This is a genomic window from Chryseobacterium sp. ERMR1:04 (assembly GCF_001297705.1).
GTDB lineage: Bacteria > Bacteroidota > Bacteroidia > Flavobacteriales > Weeksellaceae > Chryseobacterium.
Map to the genome: position 1 here is coordinate 487,661 of NZ_LIRF01000004.1, position 17,174 is coordinate 504,834.

Annotated in this window: 8 protein-coding genes and 1 pseudogene; all 9 read left to right on the plus strand. The window is 36.2% G+C overall.

The window, feature by feature from the left end:
• Positions 1-156: 156 nt before the first annotated feature.
• Complete coding sequence (locus tag AMQ68_RS09725; protein WP_241775093.1) at positions 157-1,311, plus strand: efflux RND transporter periplasmic adaptor subunit; 1,155 nt, start codon at positions 157-159, stop codon at positions 1,309-1,311.
• 18 nt (positions 1,312-1,329) lie between these two features.
• Positions 1,330-4,422 (plus strand): efflux RND transporter permease subunit, encoded by a 3,093-nt coding sequence (locus tag AMQ68_RS09730; RefSeq protein ID WP_054510436.1) that lies wholly within the window; start codon positions 1,330-1,332, stop codon positions 4,420-4,422.
• Between the two features lie 3 nt (positions 4,423-4,425).
• Positions 4,426-5,715: a TolC family protein gene (locus AMQ68_RS09735; protein ID WP_054510437.1), complete on the plus strand. Its 1,290-nt coding sequence runs from the start codon at positions 4,426-4,428 to the stop codon at positions 5,713-5,715.
• Between the two features lie 121 nt (positions 5,716-5,836).
• Positions 5,837-6,568, plus strand: coding sequence for a porin family protein (locus tag AMQ68_RS09740; RefSeq protein ID WP_054510438.1), 732 nt, complete (start codon positions 5,837-5,839; stop codon positions 6,566-6,568).
• A gap of 284 nt (positions 6,569-6,852) precedes the next feature.
• Positions 6,853-8,475, plus strand: a complete 1,623-nt coding sequence (locus AMQ68_RS09745) for a T9SS type A sorting domain-containing protein (RefSeq protein ID WP_054510439.1) — start codon at positions 6,853-6,855, stop codon at positions 8,473-8,475.
• A 215-nt stretch (positions 8,476-8,690) separates the two neighbouring features.
• Positions 8,691-11,528, plus strand: coding sequence for a hypothetical protein (locus tag AMQ68_RS09750; protein ID WP_123905651.1), 2,838 nt, complete (start codon positions 8,691-8,693; stop codon positions 11,526-11,528).
• 105 nt (positions 11,529-11,633) lie between these two features.
• Positions 11,634-15,269, plus strand: coding sequence for a DUF6443 domain-containing protein (locus AMQ68_RS09755; protein WP_054510441.1), 3,636 nt, complete (start codon positions 11,634-11,636; stop codon positions 15,267-15,269).
• A gap of 9 nt (positions 15,270-15,278) precedes the next feature.
• Entirely contained in the window at positions 15,279-15,662 is a 384-nt protein-coding gene (locus AMQ68_RS09760) for a hypothetical protein (RefSeq protein WP_054510442.1), read from the plus strand.
• Between the two features lie 311 nt (positions 15,663-15,973).
• Positions 15,974-16,897: pseudogene (locus AMQ68_RS09765) on the plus strand (RHS repeat-associated core domain-containing protein); the annotation flags it as partial.
• Between the last annotated feature and the right edge of the window lie 277 nt (positions 16,898-17,174).

The window sequence follows — 17,174 nt, forward strand, 5'->3', positions numbered from 1 at the left end:
TAAACTCTTAAGTGTTCTAAAGTGTTCACATAAAACGTCTATTCTTTTGTGGTTAATAATCAATTAAAAATTTAACTGATTTCAGCTTTTAAATTTCACAAAGCAAATCAACTCCCAATATGGGACAATTAATTTATATCAATAAAATTTAAAAATATGATGAATAATACATTAGTCAAAATCATCAGCAACATGAAAACTGTTGTCGTATTGGCAGTGATTCCTTTTGCTTTATATTCTTGTAAAAATGAAAGTAAGGAAAAGGATGATCAGGAGAACACTAAAAATTACACGGTGAGTAATAGTATTATTACCCTTGTTGACAAATCAAGTATTAAAAGCCGTCTGAGCCTTTTAAAAACATCCGAACAATCTTTTAATTTAGAATTAACAACCGCAGGAACCGTACAATCTATCCCGAACAATCTTGCGGAAATAAGAGTTCCTTTTACGGGACGAATTTTAAAATCTTTTGTTCGATTAGGACAATCCGTGCAACCTGGTTCTCCTCTTTTTGAATTCAGTTCACCCGATTATTCCACTGCGCAAAAAGAATATTTCGACAGCAAGCAAGAATTAAAACAAGCAGAATTAACGAAAAAACGTCAACAAGACCTCTTCAAACATGGCGTGGGAGTCAAAAGTATATTAGAAGAAGCCAATACCGAATATGAGATCAAAAGATCGGCAATGCTGAATGCTGCCGCCGCTTTAAAGATCTTCAATGTAAATCCTGAAAAAGCAAGTTTAGGAAAACCTTTAGTCATTACCTCTCCTATTGCAGGAGAAGTTGTAATCAACAAAATGGTCATCGGTAATTATTCAAAAGAAGATGCGGATCCTGTAGCCATCGTAGCCGAGCTCTCCAAAGTTTGGGTGGTAGCTCAGGTTAAAGAAAAAGATATTCGGTTTATCCACAAACTGGATCATGTTGAGGTAAATATAGATGCTTTCCCGGACAAAAAAATCATCGGTAAAGTATATCACATCAATGATATCGTTAACGAAGAAACCCGAAGCATTGAAGTATTAATAGAATGTGATAATAAAAACAGAGATCTAAAACCGGGGATGTATGCTACCGTACATCTTACCGACGCGCCTTCATCTGCTATATTGCTTCCTTCAAAAGCAGTGCTTCAGGAAAATGATGATGAGTTTGTCTTTGTGGAAGTAGGAAAAAACAAATATCAAAAGAGAAAGATTATAACTCAGGGAACTTCTGACGGAAAAATCGTAGTGAAATCAGGGCTAAAAGCAGGAGAAACCATTGTATCCAACGGTGGGATCTATTTATTGGAAGCTAAATAACTGTTTAAAAAAAATCACATGAACAAACTTATCAATACTTCGATAAAAAAACGCATGGTCATGGCGGCCCTTTTTCTTCTGTTGGGATTTTTTGGATATTACTCATGGAAACAATTATCAGTTGAGGCCTATCCGGATATTGCAGATGTTACCTCTCAGGTCGTAACGCAGGTTCCCGGATTAGCCGCAGAAGAAGTAGAACAACAGATCACCATTCCTGTAGAACGGGCCTTAAACGGACTACCGGGAATGCACGTTATGCGTAGTAAAAGCACCTTTGGATTATCAATGATTACCATTGTTTTCGATGATGGTATAGATGATTACTTTGCCAGAGCACGTATTACTGAGAGACTTGGAGATGTAGCGCTACCTTATGGTGCTGTACCAGGTCTTGATCCGCTCACCTCGCCTGTAGGAGAAGTCTATCGGTATATTATAGAAAGTGATCATCATGATCTGCGCCAATTAACAGATCTACAAAATTTCACAATCATTCCACGCATCAAACAAGTGTCGGGAGTTGCGGATGTCACCAATTTTGGAGGGATTACGACTCAATTTCAGATTGAAGTTGATCCCAGAAAACTAGAGCAATACAACCTTTCATTAGATAAAGTGATTGCCACCATTGAAGAAAATAATGTCAATGCAGGAGGCAGCGTGCTTCCAAGAGGAGATTTAGGATATGTGATAAGAGGAATAGGGCTCGTAAAAAATCTTGAAGATCTTGGAAAAATTGTCGTAAAAACAGAACAGGGAGTTCCTATTTTCCTGAATGATATCGGTAAATTAAAATATGGTAACCTCGAAAGAAAAGGCGCATTAGGCTATAGCGACAGAAAAAGAAATTATTCCGAAAGCATAGAAGGAATTGTCTTGCTTCTTAAAGGCCAAAACCCTTCTGTTGTTTTGGAAGGTATTCATCAAGCCATAAAAGACTTAAACAATGGCGAACTTCCGGAAGGAGTAAAAATACACGCATTCCTAGACAGAACCGATCTTGTAAAAACGACTCTTGACACCGTATCTCATACTTTATTAGAAGGCGTGGCATTGGTTATTGTGATCTTAATTATCTTCTTAGGAAGCTGGAGAGGCGCTTTATTAGTCGCTATTACCATCCCGTTATCTTTATTAATTGCCTTTATTTTAATGCATTTCACAAATATTCCGGCCAATTTACTTTCATTGGGAGCCATCGATTTTGGGATTATTGTAGATGGAGCTATCGTTATGATGGAAGCTATTTTAAAGAAAAGAGAAGAAAACCCAGAGGAAGAATTAAAGGAAAAAAGCATTGCCAATATCGCTGCAGAGGTGGCAAAGCCTATATTCTTCGCCACCATTATTATCATCACCGCCTATCTTCCTTTGTTTGCTTTTGAAAGAGTAGAGAAAAAATTATTTACACCGATGGCATTTACCGTAGGTTATGCTTTATTGGGCGCATTAGGAGTTGCTTTATTGTTAATTCCGGGATTAGCTTATATGATCTATCGCAAGCCACAGAAAATATACCATAACAAATGGCTCGAAAAATTAACGAATATCTACTACAGTAGGATTCAAAAAATAATGAGTCACCCTAAGAAAGTATTTATTCCGTTAGGGATCATTTTATCGTTAACGGCAGCATTAAGCTATTTTGTAGGCAAAGATTTCTTACCTCCTTTAGATGAAGGTTCCATTTGGCTACAAGTACAATTGCCTTCCGGAATTTCGGTTGAAAAATCTAAGGAATTGAGTGATACGCTTCGGGCAAGAACAATGAAACACAAAGAAGTCACCTATATCATGGTGCAGGCAGGCCGTAATGATGATGGTACCGACCCATGGACAGCATCACACTTCGAAGTTTCTGTAGGAATAAAACCCTATAAAGACTGGCCATCAGGTAAAACTAAAAATGATCTTATTGAAGAACTTTCTCAGGAATACAAACAGCTACCCGGTTATTCTGTAGGTTTTTCTCAGCCAATGATTGATGGCGTAATGGATAAAATTTCAGGAGCTCACAGTGAACTTGTAGTGAAAATCTATGGTACCGATTTTAAAGAAACCCGCAGGATTTCAGATGACGTGATGAAAACATTAAAAAAAGTTCCGGGTGCGGTTGATTTAGCCATTGATCAGGAACCGCCGCTTCCTCAACTTCAGATTCATGCCAACAGAGAGAAAATTGCACAATATGGATTGAATGTTTCAAAGGTTGCCGAATTAATAGAAGTTGCCATCGGAGGGAAAGCCGTCTCGCAAATTTTTATCGGAAATAAAGTTTACGACATCATCTGCCGATATAATGATGACAGCCGTAATACGCCTGATAAAATTGCCAATCTGATGCTGACCTCAGAAACAGGAGCTAAAATTCCACTCTCTCAGGTAGCAGATATAAAGCTGAGTACCGGAGAAAGTACCATCACCCGAGAAATGAATAAAAGACATTTAACTGTAAAATTAAATGTAAGAAACCGTGATCTTAATTCATTGCTTCAAGAAGCCCAAAGCAGTATTGAAAAAAATGTGAAGTATGATCATTCCAAGTACAATATTGTTTGGGGAGGCCAGTTTGAAAACCAAAACAGAGCGTATACGAGATTGGCATTTATTGTTCCTTTAGCATTAACCATTATGTTCATCTTATTGTATGCAGCGTTTGGAGAGTTTCGTCAGGCCGGGCTGTTAATCAGTATTGTTCCGTTGGCTTTATTTGGTGGAATGCTAGCCTTAAATATTCGTGGGATGACCTTAAATGTATCCTCCGCAGTAGGATTTATCGCCCTCTTTGGTGTGGCTATTCAAAATGGAGTTTTGATGATCTCGCATATTAATCATTTAAGAAAAGAAGGAACAGATTTACTGCAAGCCGTCATAAAAGGAGCAAAAGACCGTTTTCGTCCTGTTTTAATGACAGCCACCGTTGCCATATTGGGATTATTTCCGGCCTCATTAGCCACAGGAATTGGCTCTGATGTACAAAGACCTCTTGCTACCGTAATTGTGTACGGATTATTATTTTCTACCATTATTACGCTGTTTGCTTTGCCGGCCTTGTATTATTTGATAGAAAGAAAATGGGGACAAAATTTTAATACACAAAAAGATTAAAAAATGAAAAAATATATAAAATCATTTTTCGGTATCATAATCTTAGGTTCAATATCTAGTTTACATGCTCAAATTATTGATACTGCTTTTGCCAAGCAACCTTTAGACTACCCTACTTATTTGAGTCTTGTGGGTAAAAATAATCTGGCGTATTCCGCAGAGAAATTTAATTTGAATATCGCTGATGCAGAAATACAGACAGCCGGTATATTTCCTAATCCGGAATTGGGTTTCGGATGGGTAGATAACGGACAAAGAAGAATGAATATGGGGTATGGATTTAATTCTGAACTCACGTGGACGCTCGAACTTGGCGGAAAAAGAAAAGCCCGAATAGATGTTGCCAAAAATCAAAAAGAATTGGCTCATCTCCTCCTCGATGATTATTTCCGAAATCTGCGTGCTGATGCTACGCTGGCTTTTTTGTCGGGAATTCAAAACCGCTTGCTGTTGGAAGTTCAATCTTCCTCTTATCAACAAATGAAGCAATTGGCAGAATCGGATAATATCCGTTTTAAGTTGGGCGCTATTTCAGAAGTTGATTCCCGCCAAAGCAAATTAGAAGCAGGAACAATGCTTAATGACGTATTTGCAGCAGAAGCGAAATGGAAAGCTTCTTTATCCAACCTCTCTTTACTGCTAGGAAGATCTCAAAATGATGTCTTCATTGATCCCAAAGGTGATTTTTCAGATTTCGATCGTGATTTTTCATTGCAGGAACTTATTCTTACCGCACAAAATAACAGGTCAGACCTTAAAGTAGCCTTACAAAATAAAAGTATTGCCGGCAGCGTATTAAAATTAGCCAAAGCCAACAGAGCCATAGACCTTGGGCTATCTATGGGAGCCAACTATGCATCGTATGTTCGTAATGCCATTGCGCCTACTCCATCTACCACCAGCGTCAATATTGGAGTAAGTATTCCCTTAAAATTTTCAAATAACAGACCCGGAGAATTGCTCGCTGCAAAATATACGTTGCAACAGTCGGAACAGCAATACAAGCAGACTGAACTGGAAATTCAAAGTGAAGTAACACAGGCGTATTTTACTTACATAGCGGCTCAGAAACAAGTTAAGCAATTTAATACCGGATTATTGAAAGAAGCAAAAACAATCCTGGACGGTAAAATTTACAGCTATAAAAGAGGGGAATCTTCCATTTTGGAATTGTTGACTGCCCAAAAGACGTATAATGAAGTCAAACAAAACTATCACGAAGTGAATTACGAATTTGCCGCAGCCTTAGTAGAACTGGAAAGAACAGCCGGAATCTGGGATATTAATTTTTAATAGATAGACTTATTTAAATTGATTTAACCGCAAAAAGTACAAAAGCGATTGTTAAACTATTTTGAAAACAAAAGGTTATAAAAGAATTAATTACAATCAAAATTTTTAAAATTCAAATTATATGAAAAAAGCATTCATCATACTCCTATCATTTTTTATCTATTCAGTTTCGTATGCTCAGGTAGAAGAAAACAGTAATAATGAACTTTCATCACCCGACACGTATCAATTGTCATGGGGAATAAAAGCAGGCATTAATATGTACAATCTATACGGAAAAGAGAGGGATTACATTTTTGCCGATCAGAAAACATCATATAAACTAGGCTTTCATATCGGAGGTTTTGTAGATACCAGAATTAATGAAAAATTAGGTCTTCGACATGAATTGATCCTCAGTCAAAGAAAAGCAGGCGTTCATGTTAGCGATTCTATTAACGGAATTTATAAATCTACACTTACGATGTATTTTATTGATGTGGTTCCTGCCAACCTTACGTATCAAGTATCAAAAAATATTCAGATATACGCCGGACCTTACGTAAGCGCCTTGGTAGCTGCGAATATTAAACTAAAAGACGAAAACGGAAATATCTTTAGAGACAAAAGTATTTATGGAGATCCTTCCAATGACGAAAAAGAAAGTCGCTATCTTCAAAAATTTGATTTTGGGGTGAATATTGGTGCGCAATATCAGATCAAGCATAATTTAGCGATGGAATTAAAATACACCCACGGATTCCTAGATCTTTTTCAATACGCCAACAGCTATACCAATGAAGATTCCAAAAATGATAAAATAAAGATCTTTAATAGAGGTTTTATGGCTTCTGTAGTATATAGTTTTAAGTAAATATTTTTTACTAAAGTAACATACAACCCCATCAAATTGATTTGGTAGGGTTGTTAATTATTATGTTCTCTTTTCTAATATTTCTCTTTTATTTTTTCCAACCCCAAGAAATAAAATTGCATCTATCATATAATACGACATGGTTTGTCGTGATGGTAGAATATTTTTGCACAAGAATAAAACAATGAAAAATTAACTCTATGAAATAGAATTCTATTATTCAACGGGAAACATTAAATTTGCACGATTTTAAAATAAGCTATTAACACTAAGAAAACATAGGAATGAGAAAACTCTACATGAGTGCATTTTCGATATGCTCAATTTTGAGCTATGCTCAAGAGGTGGTTTGGCAAAAGGACATTAAATCCTCAACACAGGATTTTCTAAGTCAGGTCACCACAACAATCGATGGACAGTATTTAATTACGGGAAGCTCCATTCAATCTAAAAAACTTTCTACGGATAATAAACAAAATAACGGCTATGATTTCCATTTAGTCAAGCTTAACCAGCAAGGCGAAGAAGTCTGGGAAAAGTTCTTTGTCGGAAATAATCATGATTTCCTTTCAGCAACGGTATCAACCCAAGATGGTGGATTTCTTTTAGCAGGAACTTCTTATTCGGGAAAAGGGCTGGATAAAAAAGACGATTCCAAAGGAGGTTCAGATCTCTGGCTCATAAGATTAAATGAATTCGGAGACGAATTATTTCAAAAAACTTTAGGGAGTTCAGCAGATGAAGAAGCAAGATCAGTTATTCAAACGACCGATTTAGGATTCTTTGTGGCTGGAAATATGCAAAACTCAGCTAAAGGTTATGGATCTAAAGATATCTTAATTATAAAACTGGATAAAAACGGAAAAGAAGTCTCACAATCGATTTTTGGAGGAAAAGGATTAGATGAAGTAGAGAAAATGATTCCAACGCGCGACGGAGGTGCTTTGCTTGGGATATATTCGCGTAGCGGAGCTACAGCGATGAGTAATGAGCAATTGGTAATGGGTAATGCCAATTCGGCTGCTTTAAAAATTACTGATTACTCATTACCGATTACTTATTATTCCAAAACAACTCATAATGAAGGTGAAGGTGATTATTGGATTATCAAACTTAATAAGGACGGCAAAGTTGAATGGGAAAAGAATTTTGGAGGAAAAGGTGACGACCATTTAAGAACACTGGCATTAACTTCAACAGGATTTTTAATTGGAGGAGAATCGAGATCTGAAAGATCAGGAAATAAAACGGTTGGTATTGAAGAAGGAACTGATTTATGGTTGATATCGCTCAATGAAAAAGGCGAAGAAATCTGGCAGAAATCCTACAACTTCAAAAACAGAGATGTATTGATGGGAATGAGTGTTTTACATGGTTCGGATGATAAAACTTCGACAGGAATTTTGATTGGAGGTTACACACAAGCCGAGGGAAGAATACAAACCGATGATGAGACCTTCTGGATGTTGTATTTGGATCAAAATGGGAATGAGCAGTGGAGAAAACATGTAAAAGGAGAATCCAGCAAGAAAGAGGAAAGATTATCAGATATAAAGCTTAACAGAGACGGTTCGATCGTTTTGGCGGGTACAAGTGCAGATGAGTTAGGAAAAGAAAACTGGAAAATTATAAAGCTTGGAGATAAGCAGATTGACCAGTTGATTGTAAAACAGAATATCAAAATTTATCCGAATCCGGTATCAGATTATGCCTATGTGGAAATTGGGTTTGATTTTAAGGAAGCTGATATTATTTTGTATGATATGAGTGGAAGACAATTGCAAAGTCTGAAAACTAAAAATAAGGTTACCAAAATTAATACTCAGCCACTCATTCAAGGGGCTTATCTGATTACTATTAAAACGGATACGAATAAAACGGCTAACGCTAAACTCATAAAAAACTAATACATGATGAAAAAAATTTTAATAATTCTTTGATTTCCAATCAACCACACATGATGTCCCACACCCATATTAATCATTTAAATGAAACACATAAATCCATCCAACTATAACAACATCAATATTCCATACACACAAAACCAATTACACCCATCAATATCATGATATATTCATGATCATACACATATAATAAGCATACCATCCATATCATCTAATACATGATGAAAAAAAAGATTTTAATACTGTCGTTATTATCGGCATCTATCAATAATTACTATTCACAACAGGGAGTAGGCGGTGGGATGGTTACCACTCCTATTGCCTCACCTTCGATGTCCTCCATGTCTACATACTCTGATATTCCGGTGTCATTAGCAAGCGGACTTCCGGAGATTAATATTCCGTTGCTCAGTGTACCAATGGCAGATAAAGCCATTGGATATCCTTTAAGTATAAGCTATAATCTGAATAATCTTATCGAATCGGAAACTGCAGGTGATGTTGGTGCGGGGTGGTCATTTTTTGGAACGGGAGTTATCTACAAAAAAATTGTTGACGGGTTAGACGAGTGCTACGATATGCCCTCATGGCCTACTCATTACAATAATGAATTTGATGATGTTTATTATTATAATTTTCCTGGTGCATCCGGTAAGTTCAGAATAAAAAGAGATGTAACTAATAATACATTTTCACTTATCAACCTTACCCCCGATCATACGAAAATTGAATATCTAAGGGATAATACCAATACCTCCACTTTCAAGGCAAACAGCTTTTCTATTACTACAGACAATGGGTATAAGTATATTTTTAATGAGTTTGATTATGGGCAGTACGGATGCTCCAATTATTATGAAGGCTCATCATTAGGGTTTAAATCTGCTTACTTTTTAACTAAAATCATCAGCCCACTGGGGATAGAAGTCGCCAATATGGAGTATGAAAAGAAAAGTGAAATAAATAATGGAGTAACATTTTCCCAATACTGTAAATTAAAATCTGTGACGACATCAAGTGGTACGGTTCTGTTGGATTATGTATATGAAGATGCTTTAAAAAAGACTGTCAATGATCCTTATAGTTTACAGAAAATAACGGTGAAAAATCCGGCAGGTCAGAACATCTATTCTTACGATCTTAGTTACAGTATTGCTACAAGCCCCAGTACAGTTTCTGAAAGAAAAAGAATGCTGAATTTTATCCGTAAAAACGATAAAAACGGACAGAAAACAGAACAGACTTCATTTGTATATACCTCGGAGAAAGGGATGTTAACTAAAGTTATTTCTCCTACTGGTGGGACTACAGAATATACGTATGAAAATAACGAACAGTTTTTTGATCTTAATGATCCTGCCTATCTTGATTACATAGATCAGTATGTATATGATCCTAATTTACAGACAAGTGTATTACTTAATGAGGTTTCACTCAATTCAGATCAGAATCTTACCTATCATTTTACTGTTCCGGGAGATATTACCAAAAATAAATATTTAAGATGTGAACTTACTATGGATGTGGAATTTCCTCCTTCTGGAGGCGGAGACACAGGTTTACCGGAGAATCCCAATTCTGTAGCTCCTTCTGCAGCACCCGTTCGTAAAGACCTTCGATTTACCCTGAAAAGAGATAATGAAAAAGTTCAAGGTCCTCTCATCATAAATTCCTATAAAAACTACTTTAATATTTCAAAAAAGCCCGGTAACTATACCATTGAAATCACTTCTAATGGGGGAGTAAAAGGGATAGGGGATTTCAAAATATTTGGTGCTAATTTAAAGCCCGGCCCTTTTAGAAATGCATCAACAGCTAGTGGATACAGAATAAGAAATACAAAATTTTATAAAAATGCAGCTGATACTTCTCCTGAAAGAACAATCAATTACGAGTATGATTCATTTGATCAACCCAACAGTACCAGCGGGTATCAATTTTACAATGAAGCTGATGCTAATGAGTACAGCAGTTCTTCCTATATCATCTATAAGAATGTAAAAGTTTCGGAAACGGGAAAAGGATACATTAAGAACAGATTCAAAACAGCGAATGATTATCCTAAATATCAAACCGGAGGGACAACACAGGAACCTATCTATTTCTGGCCTTATTACAGAGTTAGCAAACAGGGGCTTCCTTTTAAAAAGGAAATTTATGACGAGCAAAATCATTTATTAGCTTCTGAAGAAAGTGAGTTTGAACTGGATTATTATTCGACAGATGAGTATAAAATCAGCACAGCTAACGGACAGTTTTTTTCTAAACCTGCCTATGTGAAAAAATCAGTCAATAAAAGCATCACCTACTATAATGATGGAAAAAAGCTGGAGAGCTCTTCTGAAACACAAATTGAAGGAAACAGCTTTAAACCGGTTTATACAAAATCTGTAGTAGACGGTGATGTAAGTGAAAGATTGATGACCTATCCTGTGAATCTACCGGGATATAATCAGCTTGAAACGGCGTATATGACCGGAAGTCCGGTGATTGTGGAAGAAAAGCAGAATGGCAAAACGCTTTCAAAGGCAACAACAAAATATAACGCTTCTTCTCTGCTTCCTTCTTCTATTGTATCAACCAATATCAATGACGGAAGCATCAAAGAACACATGAAAATGGATCTGTATGATGATAAAGGTAATTTACTGCAGGTTACCAATGCCGCAGATTTCCCTACGGCTTTTGTATATGGTTATAATAAAACACAGGTTATTGCAAAAGTAGAAGGAGCAATCTACGCTCAGATCTCATCATTGGTCTCTGCAATTATCACGGCTTCAGATAATGATAATCTTAATGGAAATACCGAGCCTGCATTAATATTAGCATTGGATAATTTTAGAAAGAATCCGGCACTCGCTGATTATTTAATTACGACATATACCTATAATCCATTAATTGGCCTTACCAGCATGACTTCACCATCAGGAATGAGAGAAATGTACGAGTATGATGATGCGGGAAGACTAAAAATTACCAAGAGAGTGGATGAAGATAACAGTGGAACTTCAGTACCGAAAAAAGTAAAAGAATATCAGTATAACTACAAATAATATATAGGTGATGAGTAATGGGGTAATGTGATCGTTGATTCAGCAATGATGATTGATTACCGCTCGTACTATTTTCTCTTCTCTACCTTTTAATTTTTAAAACATATGAAAAAAATTCTAAATATATTGGGCATATTGTTTGTGGCATTCTATTCTGCACAGACCAATCTCACCAATACCGAAAACTATATATACAGTAAAACATGTCTGAATGACGACTGTTCAAAAAAATCTGAAAGCGTACAGTATTTTGACAGTTGGGGAAAACCCATTCAGGTAATCGATATCAAAGGAACTCCCACAGGAAAAGATATCGTAGGGCATATAGAATATGATGCTTTCGGAAGAAAGGTAAAGAATTATCTTCCTATTCCCCAAGCCGGAACTCAGCAAGGACAGCTTTATACCGCTCCTCTTTCTAACGCTTCTGCAATCTACGGTTCCGAGAAAATCTATTCAGAAAGTATTTTAGATAATTCCCCTTTAAGTAAGGTATTGCAACAAATACAGGTAGGAACAGATTGGGCTTCCAAACCCACCAACTTTACGTATGAAGCCAATGCCGGAGGAGAGGTCTCTCAATTTACAACTTCCACCACTTGGGAAAACGGAGCTACTAAAACTGTACTTTCCAATCCGGGAAGCTATGCAGCGGAAAAACTGACTAAAAATTCTGTTACTGATGAAGATGGCAATAAAACCGTACAATATAAAAATGGAAAAGGACAGGTAATTCTCGTAAGAAAGTTTGACGGAAGCACTTCGGTGGACACCTATTATGTGTACAATGAATACAACCAGCTTGCGTTTGTCCTACCTCCCAAAGCCGTTAACCAACCCGTTACAGATCAATTACTGAATGATCTCTGCTACCAGTACCGATATGACGGTTGGGGTAGACAGGTTGAAAAGAAAGTTCCCGGAAAAGGCTGGGAATATATGGTCTACGATAAAGCTGACCGACTGATCCTAGCTCAGGACGCCAATATGAGAAAAGCCGGAAAATGGGTGATCACCAAATCTGATAAACTCGGAAGACCACTCTATACGGGGATTATTTTGGGCGGAACAAGAGAAAATATGCAAAGCCAGGCCGGCAGCTTAATCATCACTGAATCTAAAGATGCAGTGGGCTTTACGCAAAATGGGATGCAGGTGTATTATACCAACGTCCATTTTCATGTGATTGAAACCTTATTATCTGTGAACTATTACGATAGTTACCCTACAGGTTCCCCAGCCATTCCTTCGCAGATTATAGGGCAGAATGTTTTGAAACCTCTTGGCCAAAGTACAACAGCCAGAAATACGAAAAGTATGCCTGTTGCTTCTTATGTCAAAAATATAGAAGATGATAACTGGACGAAAAATTATATTTGGTATGATACCAATGGCAGAACCATTGGAAGCTATTCTATCAATCATTTGGGAGGATATACCAAAACAGAGAGTGAACTGGATTTTGCAGGAATGCCGAAACAAACCAAGCTTTTTCACAAAAGGCTCAGTACAGATACAGAAAAAGTAATCACACAAACATTTACCTACGACAGCCAAAACAGGATATTAGTTCAGAAACATCAAATCGATAATAATCCTGAAGAAATTTTGGCACAGAACGAATACAACGAGCTGTCTCAGGTAAAAGTAAAAAAAGTTGGAGGAACCAATGTGAGCCAGCCCCTTCAAACCATGAACTATACCTATAATATCCGTGGCTGGCTAACTAAAATTAACGATCCCGCCAATCTTAACGGTAAGTTATTCGGATATGAAATAAAATACAACAATCCTGTGTATACCAATATTGCAGGAGGGAAATACAATGGAAACATTGCTGAAGTAGACTGGAAAAATTCATCTGAAGATGTATTGAAAAGATATACCTACTCTTATGATAATCTCAACAGGCTAACAGATGCCATCTATTCAGAGCCTAATGCTACCACACCTTTTAATAATTATTTTAACGAAAGGCTGTCGTATGATCTCAACGGAAATATTGCGACTTTAAAAAGAAACGCTTCGCCCATTAGAGGAACTACTTCAACATTGGTGGATGATTTGGTGTATCAATACACAGGAAACCGTTTAGACAGAGTGATCGAGAATGCATTAAATGACACAGGTTACGAAGGTGGAAATAATTTCATTGACTATGATCTCAATGGAAATATGACCAATATGAAAGATAAAGGGATCCAATCTATTGGTTACAACTATCTGGATGTACCGAATTCATATTCAATCACTCAGAATAATCTGTTCGGGACCCCTGTAAGCTTTGGTTTAAATTATTTGTACAGAGCTGATGGTACCAAACTTCGTAAAACATACAGCAGTGGAGGTGGAAAAGGATCTTCTACAACAAAAATTGTAACAGATTACATAGACGGTTTTCAATACAGCTTTAATGAGACCTCAGGACCTTGTTTATGGTGCAGAACAGAGGTTGCCTATGAGCAGCAGGCTTTTAAAACGTTTGATCCGCCTGTTACTTCACAATGGACTCTTGATTTAGTCCCAACTGCAGAAGGATTTTACAGTTTTACCGAAAACCGCTATATTTACCAGTATCAAGACCACTTAGGAAATACAAGGGTAAGTTTTGCAAAAAACAGCGCAGGCGTTCTTGAGGTTACCGATACCAATAACTTTTACCCCTTTGGATTAAACCATATCGGAGCTGCTAAAAGTAATTTAGGAGGGTATTTTAATTATAAATACAATGGTAAAGAATTACAGGAAAGTGGCATGTACGATTATGGAGCAAGGATGTATATGCCGGATCTTGGAAGATGGGGCGTAGTAGATGCATTTTCTGAAAAGATGAGAAGGTTCTCACCTTATAATTATGCGTTTAATAATCCTGTTAGTTTTATAGATCCCGATGGAAATGCACCCTACAATCCAAGAGATATCTATGGGGAACATTCTGCTTTTAACGGAGAATATGACCCGAATGCAACTTTATCCGGCCATTCAGGAAGTGGTAGTTTCGGTAATTATTTTGCAAATAGTGATGGAGGCGGTGGAGATTGGAAAAATTGGGGAGATCATTCGGGCAGCAGCGGTTATTCATTTAACGGAAGTGCAGCATCCTCTATGTTTAATTATTTTGCTGCTGGCGGAGATATGAATGGACTTTCTTTTAACAATGGATATGCAAGTTGGACTACCTTAGATAATTCAAATAATTTAATGTATCTTGATACAGACGGTATGAGGACTGGGGATACAGGTGGAGTAACTTTACATTCAGCAAAATTAGTTGGTAATTACGAACCTAGTTTTTTTGGAGATTTTATAGAAGGTGCTAGATATGCTGATAAAAGTAATTTTACATCTACATCAGCATTTATAGGATATGGAGGGTTTAATTTAAATAAATATGAAGCTTTTCTAAAGTTTTCTTCTAAAGGAGGTTCAATTAGCACTTTAAGACAGCTGTCCAAAAACTTAAAAACAGTTGGAAAAGCAGGTCAATACCTAGGCTATTTAGGTGTTGCTGCTAGTATTGTTGAAGATTATTCAGAAAATAAGATTGGATGGGGAACTGTAGCAAAAGTAGGATTAGGTGTTGCACTTATATATGCTGGGCCAATTGGCTTGGCTTATGGAGTTACTGATTTAGCGGTTGGAATTGTTACAGGAACAACAATAACCGATCGAATTGCTTCAGGTATAGAGAATAGTCGTTTTGGTACAGACTTTAATATCTTTAATAGAATAAATGACTAAATTATAAATATGATAAAGAATTTTTTTGATTACCATTATTACAGAATTGCAAAGTTTTATTATAAAAGGGATGGTTCTGATGCAACAACTGCTTTAATTAGTGTTTCTTCTGTACAGGGATGGATAATTGTAAATATTTTACTTTTTATTAAAGAATTTTTTTTTGAGACCGAAAAATTCAAATATGGTTGGATTTTTTTTATACTTATAATGGTTGGAATTATTTTTTATAATAAAAATAGATATAAAGACAAATATCTACAATTTAGAGATAAATGGATCAATGAAAAAAAAAGAGAGAAAGCAATAAATGGTATTTTGGTTATATTAACAATCATTTTTGCATGGTCTTTAATATTCATAAATATGATTATCCTTAATAGTGTTAAATAGGATTATAGATAGAGTTTCAATATGCTGCTACGAGCATCTCGCTCGTACGCAACAGTAAATTTATAACACAAAAAACCACTGTAGCTGCAGTGGTTTTTTGTGTTATAAAAGTAATAATATCTTATACAACAAAATTTTTTCATTTTTTCATTTGAAGCTTAAAATGAGGGGGATACATTTTTTTTCAAACGAAAATCCATATTTTTGAAGCCGTTTAACAGGGAAGCATTCAAAAAGTAAATGTTAGCACGAGAAAAAATGAAGTAGGTAAGTTCTGAAAAGTTGAGTGATGTTGTAGGAATTACAAATACAACGGAAAAGAGATTCAGGAAACCGGATTTTATGACTATGGTTGGAGGCAGTACATGCCGGATCTTGGAAGATGGCACGGCATTGATCAGTTGTCTGAAAAATATCTCTCAACAAGTCCGTATGCTTATGTAGCTAATAACCCCATCTCTTTTGTAGATCCCGACGGAAGATGGATGGATGAAGCAGGTCATATTGATGTCTCCGGTAAAGGGAAAATTTACTTTGGAGGGAGGCAATTAATGACGCAATTTATGGGGCAAACAATTGATCAAGGTGCTGGTGGTTATAACTTTTCCGGAAATGGAGCAGTCTCTATGTTTAATTATTTTGCTAATGGAGGAGATATTAATGGGCTTTCTTTTAACAATGGATATGCAATATTTTGGACAAATGGAGATATGCAAGGCTTTGGAAGAGTCACAAACGACGAGATGGAAGTGGGAGGTACAGAAGTAGTTTTGAATAGAGTAAAATTGAATGGCAATAATGTTAATTCCTTTATAGATAATTCTTTTAACTGGATCCAAAGCCATCCTAGAGAATTTACATCAATAGCGGGGGCTATTGAAGGATCTTCACAGATAGTTGCTAATGGACTAAAGAATTGGAATGCTCCATCAAGCATTACTAAAAGCCATGTTTTTGCAGAAGTAATAAGTACAAGGCTGCCTGCTTCCGCTCAAGCATTAGGGAAATTTTCTACAGTTTTGAAATGGGGTGGTAGAGCTGTCGGTGCCGTTGGCATTGCAAATAGTTTATATCAAGGGTACAACGGAAATATTTCAACGACTCGTGCAGCTGTAGACACTGTGATGGGAGTTGTAGGCTTTATTGGACCTTGGGGAGCTGCCGCATCATTGGTTTATTTTGGTGGAATGGCAGTTTATGAACATTATTATAACGATGACAAATCAACATTTTAAAATGATTAAATTTATAAAATTACTTTTTTATCATATATACTTATATTTTTATAAGGTAGATGATGGAAATAAAGCACTTGCTAAGTTTACAACATGGTTAATTTTTACATTAATTTTTGGAATTATTGTATACTTTGGTTATACATCTTTTCGCCTAACTTTTGATAACAGTCCAGATTACACAAAGTCCAATAAAATCTATATTACGATTTATCTAATAATAGGTTTTTATGTTGGCAAAGTTGTTTTTTTCGAAGGATTTGAGAAATTGGATACA